General features: G+C 57.8%; 20 protein-coding genes. 12 read left to right on the forward strand and 8 right to left on the reverse strand.

Annotated features, from left to right (window positions below):
- Window positions 1–5: 5 nt before the first annotated feature.
- From RAMLITH_RS13655 to RAMLITH_RS13675, 5 genes are read right to left on the reverse strand one after another with little or no spacing between them, the layout of a single operon-like run.
- Window positions 6–767, reverse strand: a complete 762-nt coding sequence (locus tag RAMLITH_RS13655) for an ABC transporter permease subunit (protein ID WP_168107969.1) — start codon at window positions 765–767, stop codon at window positions 6–8.
- Window positions 727–1,566 (reverse strand): ABC transporter permease subunit, encoded by an 840-nt coding sequence (locus RAMLITH_RS13660; RefSeq protein ID WP_168107970.1) that lies wholly within the window; start codon window positions 1,564–1,566, stop codon window positions 727–729. Before RAMLITH_RS13660 ends, RAMLITH_RS13655 begins: the two co-directional genes overlap by 41 nt.
- Window positions 1,563–3,038 carry an ABC transporter substrate-binding protein gene (locus tag RAMLITH_RS13665; RefSeq protein ID WP_168107971.1) on the reverse strand — a complete coding sequence of 492 codons (1,476 nt, stop codon included), beginning with the start codon at window positions 3,036–3,038 and terminating at the stop codon, window positions 1,563–1,565. Before RAMLITH_RS13665 ends, RAMLITH_RS13660 begins: the two co-directional genes overlap by 4 nt.
- Entirely contained in the window at window positions 3,035–3,973 is a 939-nt protein-coding gene (locus RAMLITH_RS13670) for a radical SAM protein (protein ID WP_168107972.1), read from the reverse strand. The genes RAMLITH_RS13665 and RAMLITH_RS13670 overlap by 4 nt, the downstream gene beginning before the upstream one ends.
- A gap of 18 nt (window positions 3,974–3,991) precedes the next feature.
- On the reverse strand, window positions 3,992–5,320 hold the full coding sequence (locus RAMLITH_RS13675) for a hypothetical protein (RefSeq protein WP_168107973.1): 1,329 nt from the start codon (window positions 5,318–5,320) through the stop codon (window positions 3,992–3,994).
- Between the two features lie 779 nt (window positions 5,321–6,099).
- Between RAMLITH_RS13675 and RAMLITH_RS13680 the strand changes: the two genes are divergently transcribed.
- The 8 genes from RAMLITH_RS13680 (at window position 6,100) to RAMLITH_RS13715 (ending at window position 15,303) form a co-directional block, all read left to right on the forward strand.
- Window positions 6,100–7,629 (forward strand): DUF4407 domain-containing protein, encoded by a 1,530-nt coding sequence (locus RAMLITH_RS13680; RefSeq protein ID WP_168107974.1) that lies wholly within the window; start codon window positions 6,100–6,102, stop codon window positions 7,627–7,629.
- Window positions 7,630–7,683: 54 nt separating this feature from the next.
- Complete coding sequence (locus RAMLITH_RS13685) at window positions 7,684–9,156, forward strand: PIN domain-containing protein (RefSeq protein ID WP_168107975.1); 1,473 nt, start codon at window positions 7,684–7,686, stop codon at window positions 9,154–9,156.
- A gap of 1 nt (window position 9,157) precedes the next feature.
- A complete protein-coding gene (locus tag RAMLITH_RS13690) occupies window positions 9,158–9,535 on the forward strand; it encodes a hypothetical protein (protein WP_168107976.1) in 378 nt (125 codons plus the stop codon).
- 159 nt (window positions 9,536–9,694) lie between these two features.
- Window positions 9,695–10,135 (forward strand): helix-turn-helix transcriptional regulator, encoded by a 441-nt coding sequence (locus RAMLITH_RS13695; protein ID WP_168107977.1) that lies wholly within the window; start codon window positions 9,695–9,697, stop codon window positions 10,133–10,135.
- Window positions 10,136–10,987, forward strand: a complete 852-nt coding sequence (locus RAMLITH_RS13700; protein ID WP_181956384.1) for a hypothetical protein — start codon at window positions 10,136–10,138, stop codon at window positions 10,985–10,987. It begins immediately after the preceding gene.
- A 29-nt stretch (window positions 10,988–11,016) separates the two neighbouring features.
- Window positions 11,017–11,505, forward strand: coding sequence for a hypothetical protein (locus RAMLITH_RS13705; RefSeq protein ID WP_168107978.1), 489 nt, complete (start codon window positions 11,017–11,019; stop codon window positions 11,503–11,505).
- 443 nt (window positions 11,506–11,948) lie between these two features.
- Window positions 11,949–12,602: a hypothetical protein gene (locus tag RAMLITH_RS13710; protein ID WP_168107979.1), complete on the forward strand. Its 654-nt coding sequence runs from the start codon at window positions 11,949–11,951 to the stop codon at window positions 12,600–12,602.
- Between the two features lie 184 nt (window positions 12,603–12,786).
- On the forward strand, window positions 12,787–15,303 hold the full coding sequence (locus tag RAMLITH_RS13715; protein WP_168107980.1) for a DEAD/DEAH box helicase: 2,517 nt from the start codon (window positions 12,787–12,789) through the stop codon (window positions 15,301–15,303).
- A gap of 75 nt (window positions 15,304–15,378) precedes the next feature.
- Here the strand turns inward: RAMLITH_RS13715 and RAMLITH_RS13720 are convergent, their stop codons facing one another.
- Window positions 15,379–16,917, reverse strand: coding sequence for a recombinase family protein (locus RAMLITH_RS13720; protein ID WP_168107981.1), 1,539 nt, complete (start codon window positions 16,915–16,917; stop codon window positions 15,379–15,381).
- Window positions 16,914–17,129, reverse strand: a complete 216-nt coding sequence (locus RAMLITH_RS13725) for a hypothetical protein (RefSeq protein WP_168107982.1) — start codon at window positions 17,127–17,129, stop codon at window positions 16,914–16,916. The genes RAMLITH_RS13720 and RAMLITH_RS13725 overlap by 4 nt, the downstream gene beginning before the upstream one ends.
- A gap of 111 nt (window positions 17,130–17,240) precedes the next feature.
- Between RAMLITH_RS13725 and RAMLITH_RS13730 the strand changes: the two genes are divergently transcribed.
- Complete coding sequence (locus RAMLITH_RS13730) at window positions 17,241–18,518, forward strand: winged helix-turn-helix domain-containing protein (RefSeq protein ID WP_168107983.1); 1,278 nt, start codon at window positions 17,241–17,243, stop codon at window positions 18,516–18,518.
- Window positions 18,519–18,626: 108 nt separating this feature from the next.
- Here RAMLITH_RS13730 and RAMLITH_RS13735 read toward each other — a convergent pair whose 3' ends face one another.
- The gene (locus tag RAMLITH_RS13735; RefSeq protein ID WP_168107984.1) at window positions 18,627–19,262 is read right to left on the reverse strand and encodes a hypothetical protein; all 636 of its coding nucleotides are present in this window, start codon (window positions 19,260–19,262) and stop codon (window positions 18,627–18,629) included.
- A gap of 228 nt (window positions 19,263–19,490) precedes the next feature.
- Here RAMLITH_RS13735 and RAMLITH_RS13740 point away from each other — a divergent pair, with 228 nt between their 5' ends.
- From RAMLITH_RS13740 to RAMLITH_RS13750, 3 genes are all read left to right on the forward strand, one after another.
- Window positions 19,491–19,844, forward strand: coding sequence for a helix-turn-helix domain-containing protein (locus RAMLITH_RS13740; protein WP_168107985.1), 354 nt, complete (start codon window positions 19,491–19,493; stop codon window positions 19,842–19,844).
- A 70-nt stretch (window positions 19,845–19,914) separates the two neighbouring features.
- Entirely contained in the window at window positions 19,915–20,382 is a 468-nt protein-coding gene (locus RAMLITH_RS13745; RefSeq protein WP_168107986.1) for a hypothetical protein, read from the forward strand.
- Complete coding sequence (locus RAMLITH_RS13750) at window positions 20,366–20,686, forward strand: hypothetical protein (RefSeq protein WP_168107987.1); 321 nt, start codon at window positions 20,366–20,368, stop codon at window positions 20,684–20,686. Before RAMLITH_RS13745 ends, RAMLITH_RS13750 begins: the two co-directional genes overlap by 17 nt.
- The last annotated feature ends 67 nt before the right edge of the window (window positions 20,687–20,753 follow it).

Genomic DNA, 20,753 nt, shown 5'->3' on the forward strand with positions numbered 1-20,753 from the left:
ATGAATCATGAATTCTGACGATGAGTACGGGAACTCATCGGATGCTTGCCAAGAAGCTGGAAGAGTGTCGCGAACAACACAAGGTACGCGAGTAAGGCTAAACTTATGAGCGTCGGGGAAAATAGGAATTGTTCTTTCCCGCGCACAAGCAACGTGCCGAGGTTCAGATCTGTTCTGTTGCCGACGCCCAACAGGCCTATGGCTCCGTCTACCGCGATGCCGCTCCCGACAATCTGTAACGCTAGCGGTCGCAAGAGCGCCGTGCTATTTGGCAAGATATGCCGAAACACAATGCCCATCTTCGATACGCCGAGGCATCGGGCTGCAACTACGAAATCAAGACGACTGATGCGATTTAGCTCCGTCATGACAAGCCGAGTCACGGACGGTGTAGCGACGATGGCGAAGGCCAATAGCGGAACTAGGTGCCGAGGCTGAATAACCACGACGACTACAACTAGCACCCACAGGAGGGATGGAATGGCGTCGAAAAGGTCGGCGACAAAGCGAACCCCGCGCTCGAAAGATTTCCCCTCAAGGACGAACGCCGCCAAAGAGAGGAGTATTGCGACGCCGACGACAACCACCACGATCGCCACACCTTTGATGCTAGAGAGGGCCAGCGCCTGCAGCGTGGTGACGCCAATACTTCGCCCAAATTCATCGCTACCGGGGACGAGCAGCGCCAGCAAGAACGTCAGCCAAAGACCGGCGGTAACCCGCATGTCACTCAGGGAATTGAGCTCGAACCACTCGAGCTGTGACATGTACGCCGGCTACAACGATCGCATAAAACACGACTAGGCCGAGCGCAAGATCGACATCGACCCGCTTTATCGCGCGTGCGGTCAATGACCCCAGCCCGCCTATTCCGACAAGCACCTCGACAAACAGGAGGGATGCGAATAGAGCTAGCGTCGCATTGTGTAGGGAGGGCAAGAGCTGATACAGCAGATTCTTGAGCAAGCGCTGCCGCACGCGCGTGGTCGAAGCGCCAAGCGCAAAATGCATGCGAACATGCTCGCTCCGAAGGTTTTCCTCCGTGATTCTGTAAGCTTGAGCACTCAGGAGCGCCAGCGGCGGTACCGCTAAAGCAACCGAGGCGACCACGGTTGGGGCTGTCAGTAACGGTGCGACCGATAGAGAAAGAATCACCAGGAGTGAGATCGCGACATACGGGGGCAGGAAATTGACGTAGTTGGCAAGCAGTTCGCCATATCTGTCCGGCACTCCTTTGAAGCCGACCAACCAAACGCCGGCGGCGATCAGTACCGTGGCGACAGCCAGATGAGGAGCACTTATAAGCGCGGCGTCAAGGATCTGCTCGCGCACCGGCAAATTATCTAGCGACCGCCCAAGGTCACCATGAATAAGATTGGCGAACTGAGTCGCATAGGAATTTGCATGGCTCAGGCGCCACTGCGCGAGCGCCTCTTGACTCCCAGCGTAAATTCCCAATCCTGAAAAGGAGGAGTCTGGAAGGACGGCGAGAAGGAAATATACCAGGCCGTGAGCCGAGAAAACCAGCAAAATTGCCAGCAAACTCTCGCGAACCAGGATCTTCACTTGAGGCCTATTTCTTCGTAACTGGTCTGGCCTGCTGGTGAAAGCCGGAGTCCGGTGACGTTCTTCGAATTGAGGACGAGCTTGTTCTCACGAACAACACCGATCCAATTGCCCTCGTCCCGAATCCGAGCAAGGGTCTCACGGAGCTTCTGAGTATCCATCGGACTTGCCGCCTCAGTTCCTGGTAGCGGTTTTCCGAAGGCAACAAAGGGCGATGCAGGGTTGAAGAACGACGTCCAAAAGACCGGTGCTTTAAGAGTCGCCTCGATAACGACGCTTGCAAGGTCGAAGTCGTGCTTCACCAAGCTGCTGATGAGCAGGCCCTTATCGACGCCCTTGTAGTCAATTTCGATCGCCCCAATCTCTTTGGGCAGAGTTGCGGCAATGAGGTCCGAAAACGCGTCGCTCTCGCTGATTATCGTCAGCTTCATCTTGGGAAGCTGACTTACATCGACCGCTGTAGAAGGGTCGATGGTCGTGCCGTCAACAATATATGGCGCTGTGTGGGGGTTTGCAAGCCCCAATGAAATACTCGCCACCTTGCGACGGTCAATTGCACTCGAAAGAGCTCGTTTGAACGTTGCAATTTGCTGCGAATTCAGTCCTTTCTTCGCGAGCTGTTCTTCTCCAACTATGAGTACCCGCAGCTTGTCCGTGGTCGCGCTCTTCAGGTACGCGTCGGCCTCATTCCTGTCGATGTCGAGCGACTTAATGAGATTTGGGCTATTCAGTTCGAGAACGTTCAGTTCGCCGGACTTGAACTTGGTCGCCGCAATGGCATCGTCAGGAACATAGTTGAAGACAATAGTCTCCGCTCTTGCCGGAAGGGGGGCACCGGCGCGGGATTGCAGCACAACGCGGCTGTCGGGGCGCACCTCCGCCAACCGGAACGCGCCGGCGCCAGGCACATTGCCGTATTCCGCTGGAACTGCCCCTTTCTTGACAACCCACCCGGCCGGTCCTGACAGCGCTTCGAGAAGCCAGGGGGCCGGAGCACTCTCTTCCACCTCGATCGACGGTCCGACCGCTCGAATACCGGTACATTTCACCTCTTTGCTACCTGGTGATACTTCATGCTTGATCGACGCTAGAGACCAGGAATACAGGGAAGCGGGTTGCATTGCCTGACAGAGCGAGGCGGTAACGTCTTCGGGGGTGATCGGTGTGCCGTCGTTGAAAGTCTTGTTCTGCTTCAATGAGAAACGATGCACCGAGCCAGATCTTTCCCATCTTTCTGCAACGCCTGGGTGGACTGTGCCGTCTTGATCAACCCTGATAAGTCCGAGGTGAAGTAGGGTCGCGACGCGTCGAGATTCGGTATCTGCCAGCTTAGATGGAGTCAATGAGAGAGCGAACGATTCCAGCCGCAAACTGATCGCCTGCTCGCTTGCCGATTGATTTCTGCTCAGGAGAGAGTATGAGGCCGCGCCCACGAGAACCGCGAGAGCAGCGATGGCAGCATACTTCTTCATGCAAGTGCCCTCTCAAGAAAAGCGTCGCCCGATTCCTCCGCCGGTACCCATCGGGGCATGTCGTGGTCGATTTCCCCGAGGATCTCCGCGCCCACGGATGCTCTCCCGCTCGGTGAGAAGCGAATCGTTCTCTCGAGTCGCTTAAGCCGTCGAATGGCGAGCTTATGAAGAGGGCTGACCTTGTCCGGAAGTTCGTCTTTAATGAGCGAGAACTCGTCGTCGATAACGAGCTTCACTCCGGCTGCGTGGGCCTCGCTCTGAAGCCGGTAAAGCGTAGAGAAGATGTCGGGTATCGTATCTACCGTCCCTTTCGCCCGAGGGCTCAGCATTGGGCCAACAACCCATTTTTTCGCGCCACGGTTGGCAAGCCATTGAGCCATCCCGTCTAAGTAGTGGTGGCGATGCGGCTGCAACATGCTGGCAACGATCATCTTGTTTGCCAGCTCAGGCAGCTTCAACGCTTTATCGAGACCTGAAACGGCCTTCGCATGTGCACCAAGCGCGCCGCGCCCCAAATCGTGATAGTGCCCGCTAGGGCTATCGACGCTTACCGTTACTGCTCCCACCTCGAGCGAAATTAGTTCATGGAGCCGCGTCTCCAGATATGTTCCATTCGTCACGAAGGACGACGAGAGACCATGGGCGCGTGCTTCATCGAGAATGGAAAAGGTGTACTCCCAGGACTCAGGGAGGAGCGGCTCATAGCCTTGAATTGCCACACGGAGATGTTCATATCTGTCGGCTGCGGCGGTGATTATCTTCCGGTAATCGCTTGGTGAAAGCCATGCCTCTGCCTTCGATACTTCATTGCGAGCCTTGATAAAGCAAGCGGGGCAGTTCAAATTACACTTGGAAGCCGGCACAACAAAAGTAATGTTGTACGTAAGCGCAGCCTCGTGTTCGGACAGGACAGGAAGTGCTGCTACAACTGCCATAAATTCCCCTATAGTCGATTAAAGCGACATTAGCTCATCGAGCTTAAGAATGTCCCAATTCAAGTACCTCAATTGCTTCTCAGCCTCGGAAGCAGGTTCAAGACCAGCACTCCGATGCAAGGCATCCGACACCAGTCCCAATGATGAGGTAAGGTGTATCGGCTGTGATTCGATCAAAACGGTTTCCAAGGTCGAGAAAGTGTCGTGTTCACTAGGAAAATAAAAATAACGGAAGCCTTTCCCGTCAGCACCCGCCAAGAGTGTCTGTGGGAAGTGTCTTAGAACCTGACCCCGCGGTCCCGTTAATAGCGGCTTCCACTCATCAGGCATCGCTTCGGGTAGAGGGTCGACCTTCTCAAGTCGGGAACTTGCGGAAAGCGCTTGGACGTACGGACTGTCTCTGAATAACTCCTCCCGCTTAACGGCAAGAGTGGGTGAGTTCTTGACTACGAATCTACATCGATCGTGAGCGTCCTTCACTAGCTCTTTAAAGTCACGCGCATGCGCATGCAAAAATGCGGCAAAGCCGGCTCGAAGATCTGCGAAATTCCAATGCGCCAGCCAGTCGGAGGAGTCTTCGTTGTGTTGGAGTCCGTAGTCGCACACCCATACGCAGATCGTCCTGCGGTGAGGCTCGCGTTGCCTGGTTTTTTGTAGAAGGACAGACAGCGCGCCGCCCTCACCAGCAAATAATGCCAGCGATGTCCGGACACCTATAGCCAATGAGGAAAGCTTGCCCTGCCCGTCTTTGACCATTTCCGTAAGTGCATCGTCACGGCCAACGCCGCGGATCGAACGATAGCGGCTGAGAACATATATAAAATCAAATTCGGCAAGGCTATTTGCAAAGTCATCCCAACCTCCTTCTTGGACCGGTAGTCTGCTGACATGGAAGCCCTTCTCGGCCTTCGCGAACTGAAAGATTAGGTCAATGATTTCTGATGCACAAGCAGAAGGGTCGCTGCAGCCCTTTATGGGCTTGCGCTTTTCCAGGCCGGACGAAGCCTCGTCGTAGTGCCAGTACGTGAACATCGAAGTCGCCAGTGCACGTCCGATTTCAGGCGTAAACAGCACTCGACCATTCATGATGTGGGAAATATTTTTCGCCGCCTGCTTCTCTTCCAGGAACAGATACGTGTTTCGGGAGCGGCCGACCAGCCTCTGCTCAGGTGCGTCGTCCTTCGTCCACTCACCGCCGGCCCCGAGCCAAGCATCAAGCAAGATTCTTGGCGAATGCCGCCAATAACCTTGCCGGCATTGCTCGTGGAGCTGCGCACACAGGTGGCGAAAAGCGGCGCCAGTGGAGAGTTGGGCGGGCGCGTCCACGCCAGTAGTTGCGTGTTTCATTCCTGACCAGTATAGCTCCCCACAGTGATGGGTCGGCAAATCCATCAGAGTGATGACGTGATTGTGGCCGGACAAAAAAGACTTGACATCACTGATGCGTAAGCTAAAGTAAAAGGGCCGACAGCGGTTGCACACTGTCGGCCCCGATCGGCAGAGGACGCCGACCAGCCTTTGCCAAGGCCATACGTACTGTAGCATTTTAGCAACAGATCTGTCAAGCCTTCCAGGTTGTCCTCCGCCGCCCCGGCACAGGCGCTGGCGCCTCACTGCTCGGCCGAGCTTGAGCAAAGGAGTTGCGGATGGAAACCGAGAAATGCACTGATGTCGAGTTGGACCAAGAGCGGAGCAGAACTCGAGCTCAGCCAGTAAATGACGATAGGTACCCGCCTATCGCGTTGTATCGAGATCCGGCGTGGTACCGAGAGCTCGATGACACAACTCTCGGCGAAGCGGACTGAAAGTCTCCAACTCGCGAGGGCCCGCGCCGAAGCCCAAGTCGCGGCGCTAACCCGATGGTAGTCAGCGACACGTACGAGGGGAGCACCAATCAACACGTTCTAAACAAAAAGGGACCACGAACGCCGCAAACGTTCGTGATCCCGATCGGTGGAGGGTCCGCCGACCAGCTCATGAGCTATGTAGAGTCTACCATGTAAGCGCTCACTCTGCAAGCGACTGATCCGGACTTTCCTCCTCTCAGACCACTTTGTGTTAGTGGCCGCTCACAGGAGCGCCAGGGAAGAGCTCGCCCGAAAACGAGCTACTGAAGGAGAGAAGCTATGGAATTCCACCGCAAACCGCCTTCGAAGGTGGCGGAAGTGTCGGCCGCCATCTGGGCGTTCCTGAATAAGACTGCTATCACAGGAAGTGGCAGCGATCCGCAACTCCTCGAGCAGCACGGCTCCGCCCAGTGCAAGAGCAAAGCAGCGTCGGTGGGCTGGGCGAATCTCGCCGCCTCATCTCTCGGGGCGATCGGCGCCTATATCAAGACATACATGATCGTGCCCGGGCCGCTCGCAGCCGTGGCCGCGAGCATCACCGCCGCGATCTATTTCATCCTCATCTTCAATCTGGAGAAGATGCTCGCCGCCGGAATCAGCGCCTTCTGGCCAGCGTCAACCAAACTGAAGGCACTCGCGGGCCGCGCAAGTGTGACCATGCTATGCACCGCGGTGCTCCAGGCAGTGCCGTGGACCCTGATCGCCTTCGGCAACCAGTTGGAGGTGAGGTTGGCGAAGTTCGAGATGGACGCCCGCCAGGAAGCGAAGGGCAAAATCGAGGCGCTGCATGACATCAAGGCTGTCGACGGTAAGACGGCGAAGATGGTCCATGCCGTCAAGGAAGCGGCCGAGCAGGTACGGGTCCTGCCCGAGAGCGTTGTCGACGTTCAGCAAATCGCGGAGAAGTGCGACAAGGACGCCGACGCCCTCTTCGCCAGCAATAAGCGGAAGGCGGCCTCCCTCCAGGCTCGTCTCCCCGCGCTGGCGAACATTGAATTCTCGAACACGGCGGTCCTCGCCCAGAAGCTGGAAGCGAAACGCGCCCGGGAGGAAATCGCTGCACGCCTCACCCGTCTTGCCGACGATGTGGCGGCAAAACGCGCCGAATGCCGTAACAACCACGCGCAGGCCGCCGAAGCCAAGAACCGATACATAACCGAAGCCACGGCCAAGCTGCACAAGGTCGAGGCAGAACTCGATGGCCAAAAGCGCGCCGCTGGCGAAGTCGCGAAGGCAGTCAGTGCGGATGTGGCCAAAGCTGACGAAGCCGCTCGCCGGGGGTACGTCACGAACAGTGCTGCGGAGATCAAGGCCGCCGTAGCCCTTCTCAGCGAGGAGCCCTACGCACGTATCAAGGCATTGTTCATCTACTTCTTCTTCGTCGTCGTGGACATCGCCTGCATATCGCTCAAATTGCTGGCCAAGCCCGGCTTGTACGACTTCGCGCTGCGCAAGCGCGACGAGCTGGCCCGTATCGGCGCCGATCAGACCATTCGGGAGGCCGAGCGCGAGGACATGCTGCAGGCGGTGCAAAGCGCGGCCAAGGTGAAGGGCGTCATCGAGTTCCATGCCCAGGATGCTGGTGCCGCGTTTGCCTGCCTTGAGCGCCTTGCTCACGACGAAAAGGTGCGCGCGGCTGAACAAACGCACGACATCAGAATGGCGAGGGCACAGCTCGCAGAGATTGAAACGTTGGCGGCGCAAGTTGAGGCCGTGCTGCAGCGAGTAAAGGGCAACCACGCGCTCGCCGTGCGCCTGAACGAGGTTCTCGCAATCCTCCGCGGCACCGCAACTCCCAAGGCAGCCTGAAACCCATTCGGCCGGCCGATCTCATTCGGCCAGGCCGCCTTCTGGAGAACCTTCATGAATGATATTCAGATGAACAAGGTTGCCCTGCGTTTCGCCGGTATCGACGCCAAAACGAGGGCAGGCGCCAGCATTGCGATCCAACTGAGCGACGAAGCCCGCGAGATCCTGTGGGGCGATGACGGCGGCGGCGACCTTTACGTTGTCGGCCTCAACCTCCTTGCCGATGTAGGCCCTCTGCGCAACCGGGAAACCTACGATCGCCTGCTGAAGTTCTTCCCCGACTGGTGGAGGCTGGATGGCAACGCGGCCAAGATAATCGCGCACAAGCTGGAGACGGCGACGGACGCGGGCGAACGCCAGGTGCTCGACAAAGAGATCGCCGACGTCGCCACTTGGTTTGCCGAAGACGACCAGCCCTTCGACATCGACCGCGCCCAATTGACCTGGGACACGCTGAAGGAAGGCGCGCTGCAATGGGAAGTGCGAGACACGAACTGGCTCGCCTCCAACCCTGTTGTATGGTCAAGTGAGCTTCCATCAAGCACGTACAGCTACTACTCCGTCAAGACCGTAACCAATACGACGGAGCTCCTTGCTGCGGGAGACGCCGTCGATCGCGCACTGAAAAGCCGGGGTCTCCAGGAGAGTGCGGTGGCTGGGACGGTCAGGATATTCACAGTCGCTGAAGTCCTGAAGGCGCTTGTCGGCCCAATTGCAGCGATAGTGATCGAGAAAACACCCCAAGGTTGGGAACCCGGGGTAGTTCACGTGAAAGGCGAAGGAGGAACCCCTCAGAGCCTCTTGCGCTTGGCGCACCTGCTCGCGTCAGGCTATGCCGCACGGGAACAGGTGAACGAGAACAGGCGGAAGATTGCGGCTGCAACTAGCGGTATCAATGTCGGCCACCTGCTCGGCTCCATCGTAAGCGAGGCGCTCGGAACCGCCACCAGTGCTCCGAACAGCGAACGCCCAGTTTCGGCCCTACCGGTCCAAGACAGGCCGAAGGCGCCTCATTTCACTTACATCGACACGTGCACGCTCCTGGAAGCCCCTGAGAGGGAGGCCACGATCCACCTCATCGAGGACTCGGAAACGACGGTGATCATCGTTGCAGCCGTCCTCGACGAGCTTGAACGCAAGAAGGCGGGTCGTGCGGACTTGGTCCGCGACGCGAATGCCGCCTTGCGTCGTATCGAGCAGTGGCTCCTTGACGGAAAGGCGGAGGTCGAGGGGCTCGACGTGGAGCGTTCGCGCCCCTACGCGGACAAGGAAATACTGGAGTCAATCGCCAGACATCTCAAGCAAGGGGCAACGGCAACGCTGATCACCGCGGACACCGCCCTGCGCCTCCGCGCCCGAGCGTCCAACCCGAAAGGCCAGATCGTGACGATCGATTCCCGTGCGCTCGTGAACGAGACCGATCGACGGCCGGCGCCGGTATCACCGGCAGCATGGACAAGACGCGATAAAGCATCACGGCTGCCGATCCGGCAGACCGCGCCGCCTCTTCAATTGAGTGGAGGCTGACGTGATGATCAGGTCGATTTTCACGCGAAAATATGTCCCCGGGTCAAAGCTACCTCCGCCGGAGTTCGACCACGGCGGGATCTGCCAGGAGTCTTTCCCCTGTGCCCGGGGAAACGCTCCTCCTTCAATAACCATCACGTTCAATGTTCAGGCGGCGAAGCCAAACCCGCTGCTTACCGCATCGGCGCTGGTCATCGCGCTGGCCGTAGCCATTGCGGTCATCTCGACGATTGTCGAGCGTGTGATCATCGTGACCGCCGCTTCGTCGGAGGAGGTCGAGGCAAAGCCTCTCGTGATAGAGAGCAAGCCTGGCTGCGATCCCGACGACGCAACGTGTTCCTTCGGTCGCTCACGAATGAAGCCACAGGAGTTCATATGAGCGACAAAGTCGTCGACGAGCTGCCTGTGCATGTGGGACCGCGATCCAGCCCGATTCCCCGCCTTCAGCGGCCATACTTGGTGTTCGCCTCACGGCTCGGCAACATGGCCAGCTACCTTGGTCTGGTCTACCCCCGGGGCGAGGCACAATACCAGGACTATGCCGAACATCGCTTCCGTACTGAAGGGCGAAATTGCCCGCATCGCCCGAAGAGAAATCAAGGTCGAAACTGAACCGCTTAAGAAGGCCTCGGCGCAGTATCGGGCAACGATCGCCGCCCTCAAGCGGCAGGTTCTCGTGCTCGAAAAGAATGTGGCAAAGCTGACCAAGGCAGGCGGCAAACAGCGTCGCGCAGGTGTAGCGGAGACGAACGCCACTCGACGCGTTCGCTACAGCGCGAAGCGGCTAGCCGCGCACAGGGCGAAGCTGGGCCTCTCAGCCGAGGCATACGGTGCATTGGTCGGCGTGAGCGGGCAGAGCATCTACCACTGGGAAGCCGAAAAGTCTCGCCCGCGAGCCAGTCAGTTGCAGGCAATCGCCGCCGTCCGGCGTCTTGGTAAGCGCGAGGCCGCCGCGCGCCTAGAAGAACTCTCCGCGTGAATGCTGGGACAGGGACGTGCTGCTGTGGAGAGGGTCTACTTCTCGAGCCGTACGGGTCTGAATCCGAACGCCGCAGGCTTTCCACTCCCCGAAGTCATTGAAGCCTTTGTCCGAGTCTTCAATCGGCTGCAGGAAGACGGCTATTTCGATCAGGCGTTCGGCGACTACCACGACATGAACAGCGTCGGTGAAGTCCGCGACATCGGCTTCGAGGTATTTAAGTCACTGCGCAAAAAGCAACTCTGGCCCATCTCGGAGAACTGGACGCGATACAAGGAAGACGATCTTTTCGACATGATCGAGTTTCTCTTCCAGTATGTCTCGAAAGAAGACCGCCGCACGCTGCCGCGGGCGCGATGGGAGGTTGCTGAAGTGACGTTCGACCGGGCTGCCGGACAGCGTCACTATCGCAAGTGCATCAACGAAGTGCTTGACCTGTATGTCGAGCGCTTTGAACTGGACCAGAACGGCTATGTCGTTAAGAAGACGGAGGCCGGCTTTGAGCCGATATTCAGCGCCTCTCTTCCAACAGAGGATGCTGTCCTCAAGGAGCGCGTGAACGCTGCAGTTCTTCAATTCCGCAGGCATCGCGCAACTCGGCACGAACGGCGCCAAGCCGTCATCGAACTGGCTGGAGTGCTGGAATCACTTCGCCCCGCGATGAAGGACCTGGTGGCGAGCAAAGACGAGCGGGATCTCTTTAATATCGCCAACAACTTCGGACTAAGGCATCAGAATGCCTTGCAGCGAGAGGACTATGACCCACTCTGGCTCAACTGGATCTTCTACAACTATCTCGCGACGATTCATCTGGTCTTGAGGAAACAGGAGAATCTCCAGCGGCAGGGTTGAGGCCGGATACACGAAGGGTGGAGGCAAGAATGGAAAACTCCGATCTACTCGACTTGGCGGAAAAAGCAGGCTACGAAAACTTGCGAGGACACTTAGCTCACGCGGAAACCTTGGCCCGAGAAGCAACCTCAACAGCAACGCTGCTTCTGGCCGGGACCGGTGGCGCACTCACATATGCCATCCGCTGGTTCGACACAACACCGGCGAGTCCCGCCGTGTGGGGAGCGGTGGCGACAACAGCTTGGCTGGCAACACTCAGCGCCACGCTCGTAATCCGTTGTCTGCGTACCGTGCGCACGGAGATGCTCTATAACGAGCCGTTGAACTTGTACAAGCCCGACCTGAATATCGGGTTAACAGAGGCAAGGCGGTGGGAACTGGAAAACCTGCAGGACCGCATCACGTTGACCAAGACTCGAAACAAGCCTATCGCGCGTTGGCTCGACCGAGTCCGGATCGCAGCTGCGGCTACGCCGCTCGTGTTCCTGGGCGCGGCCGCCCTGGGGGCGTACCTTTAGGCTCAGGGCCACGTTGAATTGGCTCAGGCTGGGGGAACGGATTTGTTGCCATAGTTTCTTAATGGTGCGCAAGGCACGATACCAGTTCACGTGGTGACATACAAGGGTGCGTCGAGGCAGCGGCTGCGCTGCGATGGATAACGAACACCTGGGGGCAATCAGAAGCTGGTGGCAGCGCCAGGGAAGAATCCAAAGAATGGAGGCAGCACGTGGGACTTGGGTATCACAATTTAGTCGTCGCTGACGCCCGAGTTATGGGCTTGCACGGACAGCCTGCACTTTCTGGCTATAGGTTTCGTATCTCGATTCAATTTCTGCCGACCGCAGGCTCTCCGGCGCATACTGGCATTCAAGTCTTTGGCATCTCCGCGGTCGTTCGCTGCGCAGGGGCACATTCCCCACCGAAGTACCTCGGGCGCGCCTATCCAGAAGCTCCCATCTGGTTGCGGAACCTCGAACACCCACAGCCCACAAGCTACCTCTTTGAACTGGATTTGACTGCGGCACATCTAGCAGCACTGGAACACGAACGCGGTGGCGGCGAGCTGAGTTTTGAGGTCGAACTACACGCCACAGCAACACAACAAGAGCAGCACGTCCTAACAACGGCAATCTTGACGTATACAAGCCACCTGAGCGAGTGGAGCCGTGTGCTCAATGAGTTTGGGTACGCGGACTTGATGGTGATAGGGATCCCGATCCAGCGCGGAGGTGCTCCAGACTTGCTTGGCGATGCCCGAGACCGCCTAAGTCGCGCATACCAAGACATCCTGCATGGTCGCTACGACGATGCTGTTGGCCGTGCGCGTAAGGTGATCGAGGGCATCTGGGCCGTCACCGGCGCAGACAAGGACGCGGCACTGGCCGCTAAAGAATACTTCGCCGGCGATCGCAAGAAGATGACGAAGGACCAACGCGCTCTGTTCGTCCAGGAAGCTGTCCGCCACTACGCACACCCGCCGCACCACGTTGAGGACGACGGGAACGACGCCTGGTACAGCGCGGAGGACGCAGCTTTTACGGTGGCGTTGGCTAGCGCGGTGCTGGCGCAAGCCTCATCTCAGCTCCACGGATCTCGCGCCCGCCGGTCGGAATAGCCCGCTCCGGGCCGCTCGCGGCCAACCTATCGACCAGCGACCGGATGTCTGAGACCCCCGTGTCGCTCAGTCGTGGTGTCGCATACTTCACTCAACCAGCAACTCGCATCAAGGTATATTGATAACCGCAACCCTTGCTAGGTTACCCGACTGCACAAGGCAACAGCACGGCGCTAGGAGCTATATGGTTGACTTCGCGAAACTACGTACGACAGCACCAAAGCCCAAGTCGACAGATCCTGTAGAGATCTTTCGACGACTGCCGAAGCCTGCGGGTATCAACGACCTGTACACAAGCCAGGCGGAGGTGCTTCAGCAGTGGTACCCGAGGCGGGGTGACAAAGACATCGTATTAAAGCTGCACACGGGAGGCGGAAAGACGTTGGTTGGTCTGCTGATGGCTCAGTCGACGATTAATGAAACCTCTGAGCCAGTCCTGTTTTTGGCGCCAACGACGCAGCTGGTTAACCAAACGCTGGAGAAAGCGAAGGGCCTCGGCATTCCCGCTGTGCCATATGAGCGCAAGAAGCCCCTAAACGACGCGTTTGTCAACGGAAGCGCCATTATGGTCGCGACCTATAAGGCACTCTTCAATGGGCAGAGTAAGTTCAAGGTTCGAGGCAACGGACAAGCGCAAAAAGTCGGTGCCATCATTCTCGATGACGCCCACACCGCGTTTTCCGAGGTTCGCGACGCGTTTACGTTAGAAGTTAGCTCACAGGCGGATCGAGAACGCTACCAAACGCTCACGGGCCTCTTCCGGAACGCTTTCAAAGATTCTGACCGTCTCGGCACGTTCGACGACGTCCTCTCTGGCGAGGATTTCGCGATCCTCGAGGTTCCGTATTGGGCTTGGTTCGAACAACTTGGTGCCGTGCAGGAGATCCTCAAAGGTGCGGGGAGAGATACGTACGCCTTCAGCTGGCCGCTGCTACGAGACAATCTTCATCTCTGTCACGCCTTAATCAGTCGAAGCGCGTTTACCGTGACGCCCATACTCCCGCTCGTTGACCTCTTCCCGACGTTTGTGGAAGCGCCTCGACGCATATACATGTCGGCCACGATTGCCGACGACAGTGAGATCATTCGCACTTTCGACGCCAACAGGGAGTCAGTTCGCAACGCCCTTAGCTCGCGCTCTCTCGCCGGCATAAGCGAACGGATGATCTTGATTCCGGATTTGATGCCGTTTGCATTCAAGGTTAGAGATGTGAACGCGAAGCTTCTCAAATGGGCTTCAGGCGACAAAGGTCGCGGGGCGATTCTCTTGGCGCCGTCTGATAAGGCAGCAAGTCAATGGGCTGATGTCGGAAGCGTAGCAATAGGATCAGAGGCGGTTGAAAAATGTGTGCTGGCACTCCAACAGAGAGCGACAAACGGGCCGGTAATCTTCTCAAATCGCTACGACGGCATCGATCTCCCCGGCGATTCGTGCCGGCTGCTAGTCATGAGCGGGCTTCCAGCTGGCACATCAAACTATGAGTTCTTTCGAGCATCCGCACTTTACGGGGGTGCGAGCATCACGCGGATGCTCGCACAAAGAATCGAGCAGGGCATCGGGCGAGGCGCGCGCGGCGCCGGCGACCATTGTGTCGTAATCCTTTCTGGATCCGACTTGGCAGCATGGATCGCGAAAGACGCGAACTTCCGCTTCCTTACGAGCGCGACGCGTGCCCAAATGAAGATGGGCTCAGTCGTCAGCGAAGCGATTGAGAACGTCGATGATATCTTCAGGACGATTGAACGGAGTCTTGACCGGGATTCAGATTGGGTTGAATACCACGCCGAGACACTGGCTGAACTTGTTGAGGACGATAAACCGGATGAGACGGGGTACCACCTCGCGTCTGCGGAGCGGAAAGCGTTCAATAATTGGCGGGATGGGCACCCCGAGCAGGCAATTGCGAAGCTCACGAAAGTTCTGGATGAAGTTGCCGGGGTGGACTTGCAGAGTAAAGGCTGGCTGGTGCAGTTTGCCGCAAGAATTGCGGCGAAGTGGGGCAATTCTGAACGGGCGGAGGAGCTTCAGCAAGATGCGTACGCTAAGAACAGGAACCTCTTGCGGCCGAAGATTCAACCACCATACCGCCAGCTACGCAGTCCTGGCCGACAGGCTACCGCGATCGCAGCTCAGATCGGAAGCTACAGGATCCGCAAGGGGTTCATGCAAACGTTTGAGCAAGTCACCTCAAACCTGCATGGCGGCGCATCGGCGAATCAGTTTGAGCAAGCACTTTCGGAGCTCGGGAAGATGGTCGGATTGTCCGCAGAGCGCCACGACATCGGGGGTGTCGGACCGGACGTGTTGTGGCTCCTTCCTGACATGACCGGGCTAGTGATAGAAGCAAAGAGCCGTAAGGATAAAAAGAATGCCTTTACGAAGGAGCAGCATGGGCAGTTGCTCGTAGCGGCAGAATGGTTTGGGAAGAACTATCCTGGCTATCGTGCCATCAGGGTATCGGTTCACCCTACGAATGTTGCTACAGAGCCTGCGGCAGCAGATTCTTCCTACGTACTCACCTATGATCGGCTGCAAGCGATGGTCGGCGACGCGCGCGCCCTATTGGTGCGACTTTGTGAGTCGCAACTGAAGCCATCTGATTTGGAGACTGAATGTGCACAGCTCCTCGACACTTCCCCCATTCGGGCTGACCGCTTGCCCGCAAGCTACCTTCAGCCTTTCGTTGTTAAGGCCGAGTAAAGCTCACGGTGGCCCTCCCGGTCCTACGTGCGAACGCCGTAAAGGCCTTTCTCAAGTCAGCGTGCTTCCGCTACGCTAATCCTTCGCTTTCATGTCTCGGGGACATGGGGATGTGGGGACGTTGTCAGAGTCCATGAGGAGCTTCACCCAGTACTCGGTAGAAGTTCGAAAGTCGTCCTGACGAAGGGCACATTCAAGAGTTTTCGCTTGATCTAGGACTTCCTGGAACTGGTCAGAGCACCGTAATTCAACGCTTTTCTGTCGCGCATGCAGGTTCGATTTCATGCGCTTGGCCATCTCCATCGCTACAGCCGGTGAACTCCGAAAAGCCTGTTGTTGAAAGGCTTTCGTGAGTTCGAGGTAATGTTCGGCGAGCGGCGGAATCGGAACACCGTTTGTCTCGAGTTGCGCTATCTCGCCGGCAATTCGGGCCTTGGCATCGAGGAGCTCGTTCTTCTTCGACAAGAAGGTCTCCCGATCTAGCAGGCCATCAATGACCGCATCTGCCGCCGCGCTCAACCGCTCCTCGAGCTTTCCGCGCTTGACAAGAAGCATCTGCATCGTCGCGTCCTTCGTTCGTGAGCGTTCTGCGATTGCTTCGCGAAGCACCGGCTCAAGTCCCGGACAGGTCTGCATAAACAGGCTCAAACGGCGCAAGCCCAGTTCCACGGCCTCATGCGCGCGTTCCTCACGAAAAGAGGTGCCGGCGCACGCCTTTGTATGGCACCTGTAGTAGATGTGCCCTTTCTGTCGTTCACCAGCGAGCCATTGGCCGCACGAGTCACAGCGGATCGCACGCCGATAGAGAAAGAAATGCTTGCCTGGCTTTCGTCGGAAGCGCCCCGCCAACGCCGCCTGGACCTCATCGAAGAGCGCCTGATCCACGAGCGGCTCGTGAATGCCGGGGAACGCTTCACCGGAGGACCGAAGTACAAGCTTTCCAACATAGAAGGGATTGCTCAAGATCACACCCAGGGCGTTCTTCCCAGCCGGCGCCTTCAGCCCACGCGCGTGGAGTTCCTTTCGAAGTGCCTTGAGCGTGTAGTCGCCCGTCGCGTACAGCTTGAAGGCGGTCCGAATGAGCGGACCTTTGATCGGATCGATCGTCTTCGCCTGACCTTTGCCGTTATTCACGTACCCGACTGGTGCCCCAAACGGCCACAAGCCCTGCTTGAGCCGGCCGACGATGCCTTTCTTCGTTTCCTCGCGCAGATTCCTGATGTAGTCGGCGGCAACCGCCGCGAGCATGTCCCCCGTAAGTCGTCCGCCGCGAGTGGTGAGATCAAGGGCGTCGTGCACGAAGTAGACCTTGACGCCGAGCTCGATCAGATCGGTGATGTCGCTCCATTCACGGAGATTGCGTGCACCGCGGTCGATCTTGTGGAGGATAAGACCCTCGGCCGCGCCGGCACGCAACTCCTTCATCATCTGCGCAAATTGCCGACGGCCTTGTTTGGCGGCCGTCTCCATCTCGCAGAAGAGCTTCACTATCTCCACACCCTTGAGGCGTGCCAGTCGCTCTGCGTCACTGCGTTGCACTTCAAGAGACACCCCTTCGGTGCCTTGCCTGATGGTCGATGTTCTGATGTACGCGTAGAACCCTCTTTGCCTCATACCTTGCCATTCAAGCTAGCACATTCAACCTCGCCGTCAAGTGTCCGATCCTGCTCGTGACGACGCTCGGCGACCCACTGGTCATGGAGAAATCCGAATAACACAACGAAGCGCTTGTGAATGACGCGCAAGCCGTCGGCATCAAGATGGGGAAAGAGCTTGGCGAGAATTGGAGCAACTTCGTCCTTGGAATCATGTGGTAGGTGGGGCATGGTTTGCTCAGTGTCTTCCAGTCACGGCGGAGCACATAGGCGCGATGAGTTGCCGACCGGGCATGTTCGTTGACCTACCGGCGGCCCATCGTGGGCGGTAGCCTGAGGTCAATGAACAAGCAGAAGAAGCCAGAGAGGGCGGTATTGACGGTGAGCCACACCTCCGCGGATGGCTCAATGGCGGAACTTGTCCTCAAGGACAACGCGACGGCCTTCTGCACTTATGGTGCAGGGGGCTTAGGAATAGCCCCGTACTTGAAGCACGCCAATGGTGAGCTTCGTCCGATCCCACCTACCAACAACCTTCTCAAGCACGCGGCCGTCCTCCTTCCGTCAGAGGCGTCCACATACCGCGATGTTAGTACGCTGCTGGAGGAACTCCGCAGCTACATCAACCGCTACGTGGACATCTCACCAGACTTCGTGGAAGTTGTCTGCGCCTACGTGCTGCTCACGTGGGTCTACGAAGCCTTCAACGAGCTGTGCTATCTGCGCTTCTCCGGCGACTACGGCTCGGGCAAGAGCCGGGCGCTCATCGTCATCGGAGCGGTGTGCAACAAGCCATTCTTTGCCTCCGCCGCATCCACGATCAGTCCGGTGTTCTACACACTCGATACCTTCCGCGGTACTCTCATACTCGACGAAGCTGACTTCCGCTACTCGGATCTTCAGGCGGACATCGTGAAGATCATGAACAACGGTAGTACGAAGGGCTTTCCCGTTCTTCGTCAGACGCAGACGGAGACGCGCGACTTCGACCCGCGCGCGTTCCATGTGTTCGGTCCCAAAGTGGTCGCTATGCGCAAGACGTTCGATGACGTCGCACTTGAGAGCAGATTCCTGACTGAGGATATGAACTCGCGCAGTGTGCGTGCAGATATCCCCTTCAATCTGCCCGACATCCAGCGAGACGAAGCACTCAGGCTGCGCAACAAGCTCCTTATGTACCGATTTCAGAATCTTGCCAGCACGACAATTTGCGAAGACCAAGTGGACCGGGCGCGCTCGGGCCGGTTCAATCAGACGCTCGTGCCACTGCTCTCAATCGCACCGACCGAGGACATGCGCGCAGCGATACGCCGCTACGGAGAGCTTTCGGAGGAGCGCACCCGATCTGTTCGCGCTCTCTCGATCGAAGCAGAGCTCATTGGAGCCATTCGTGAGCTGCTTGCGAGCGAGCTGACTGACGCGGTGTCAGTCGGCGAGATAGCCTCTGCGCTCCGTCAACGAGTTGCCGGTGAATTTGACCGGCCGATCACACCCCGCTATGTCGGCCAACTGCTTCGACGAGATCTTGGTCTCTTTACCTTCAAGAGACATGGCGCATACGTGCTGCCGAGATCCGAGGAGGAGAAGATCGAGCGCCTGGCCAAGCGCTACGGCCTATAGCAACGTCCCCATGTCCCCATGTCGTGCCACAACATCGGGAGTGCTGATGGATCGAGTGAGGACGAGAAATGGTGCTTGTCAGCCGCTACAAGCCGGACAAACACGAATCTACGCGAACATCCCAGCGGCGCCATCTCTCTCACGAAAGTAGATGTTGAAGCCGTAGGTGGCGTGAGCGCCTGGAACGAGTCTAAGGAGCTGGCTTGCCGCCTCATGCGCCATCTCACGGGCGGTCAATTTTCCACGCCTTCGACTCTTGTTCCTCCGGTATTCAGCGGCGAGCTTGTGGAAGAACACCATATCGATCGCACTGCCATCTATCCAATCGACTGTCTCGCGATAGCCGGCAAGCCACTCTAGGCGTGTCCGCTGATCCAGCAGGAAGCGCGCGGTGTTCATGTTGCCTGTGAGACAGGTGCCAAGATAGAGCCCTTTCACCTGCGCATTGGCATTTCCTTCTTCCAGCGCATTGCGGAACTCCGTGCGGCTGATTGTGACACCGTTGCCGGGTCCGATCTCGGTCTCGTTGCCATGCGTCGCCACGTACAGAACTTCAGTGATGTCATCGCCTCCACGGGTGCCAAGCACTCTTCTTAACGAGGAACGATCCGCGAACATGTCGTAGTAGAACGCGCTCGGATTGTCGTGATGAATAGCGCACACCGCTTCAAATAACGCGCGTACGCTGTGATTGCCATCATCCCACCACCGTGACTCGATCACGGCGAACCTGCTCCGCGGCATATATTTCTCCTCTACGGCTGTGTATTGCCCACCCCTCAGTCAGTTGGGGGTTATATCAGGATCACGTCCCAGTGCACAGCGAGGCACAGATTCCGCGCCGAGCGGACAGGCCCCGCCTGTGGATAAGCCGATGTAAGGCTTGCCCGGCGGGCAACAAAGGGGGTCTAAAGCGAATGCTGTGGATAGCACATCATGACAATGTTGCCTCGGTCGGGCAACACTCGATATATGACCCTATCAAAACCACATTCACCAGTTCGTGCGTGGCGGCGCGGTGCCGCGTTCAAACAGAAGGAGATCGCGCGGCTGCTTGGGCTGCGCAGCATCTCTCAGCTCTCGCGAATTGAGCAGGGCAAACGCGTCCCAGGGCTGTCGCTTGCCATCGGTCTCGAGGTCCTCACCGGAATGTCACTCGAGGAGATCATTGAGCCGTACTACGAGGCCGTTGAAGAGGAAACTCTTGCCCGGGTGACGAACATGCTGATGCAGCTTGAGGCGAGCACACATGCCGCGAGCGTTCTGAAGGTGCGGCACTTGAGGAGTTGCCAGGATCGAGTACTTACCAGAATTAGAAATCAATGAGTACATGCATAGAAACAAAGGGCACCGCAGAGTGCTTTCTGTATATCCCGTTGTTCGGGGGTTTGCGTTCGTGCTCTTCGACTCGCCACGAGGGCTTCAGGATTGGGGTCGTCGCGATACAGGCAAGGATGTGACTGGGGCGAAGGCAGCGGACGGCATCAAAGAGCTCATGCTCCGGCATCGTCCAGACGTTGTGGTCATTTGTGATCCGGACGACCGCCGAGGCCCGGGAGCGATGCGCGTCAAGCGGATTCACAAAGCCATTGCCAAGCCAGTGTCGGACGTGGGCGCCAAGTTGGCGATCGTCTCGAGGCGCGATGTGCGGATCGCGTTTGCGCAGTTCGGGGCGATTAACAAGCAGGACATCGCGGACGCCATCGGTAGAAGGATCGAGGCGCTGTCCATTCGCGTGCCGCCGCCTCGGAAGAAGTGGGAAGGCGAAGACAAGCGCATGGGCCTCTTCGATGCTGCGAGCCGCGCGCTGACCTATTACCAAATGGAGGAGCAGGCGCCGGAGGAGCATGACGCGCGGACTTGAACGGGAGCTCGAGCGGCATTGCAGAGGATTCGCTCTTCACAACCAGGTGAGCGCTCCCGATCCGATCTTTTGCGCCAAGATTCATTGGCCGATCGGCCCTGTCGCCTGGTACATCGCCGGGTACGACGCCACATGTTACGTGGCGTACGGGTACAGCACAGGATTGAAAAATGGATGGGGCTTCTTCTCGATCGTCGCGGTAGCCGAAACACTCATTGCCGGCATTCCGCCTACGGTAGACAAGAGCTTCGTGCTTACGCGCGCGAGCATGCTTGGAATCACGAAGGATGCGGCAAGCGGATAGGGAGGACCCGTTTGCCGGTATTCCTGTCCGATCCCGCGAGGGTGTGGACGGCTTGGAACGCCCGAGC

This window comes from Ramlibacter lithotrophicus, assembly GCF_012184415.1.
Classification (GTDB): Bacteria; Pseudomonadota; Gammaproteobacteria; order Burkholderiales; family Burkholderiaceae_C; genus Ramlibacter; species Ramlibacter lithotrophicus.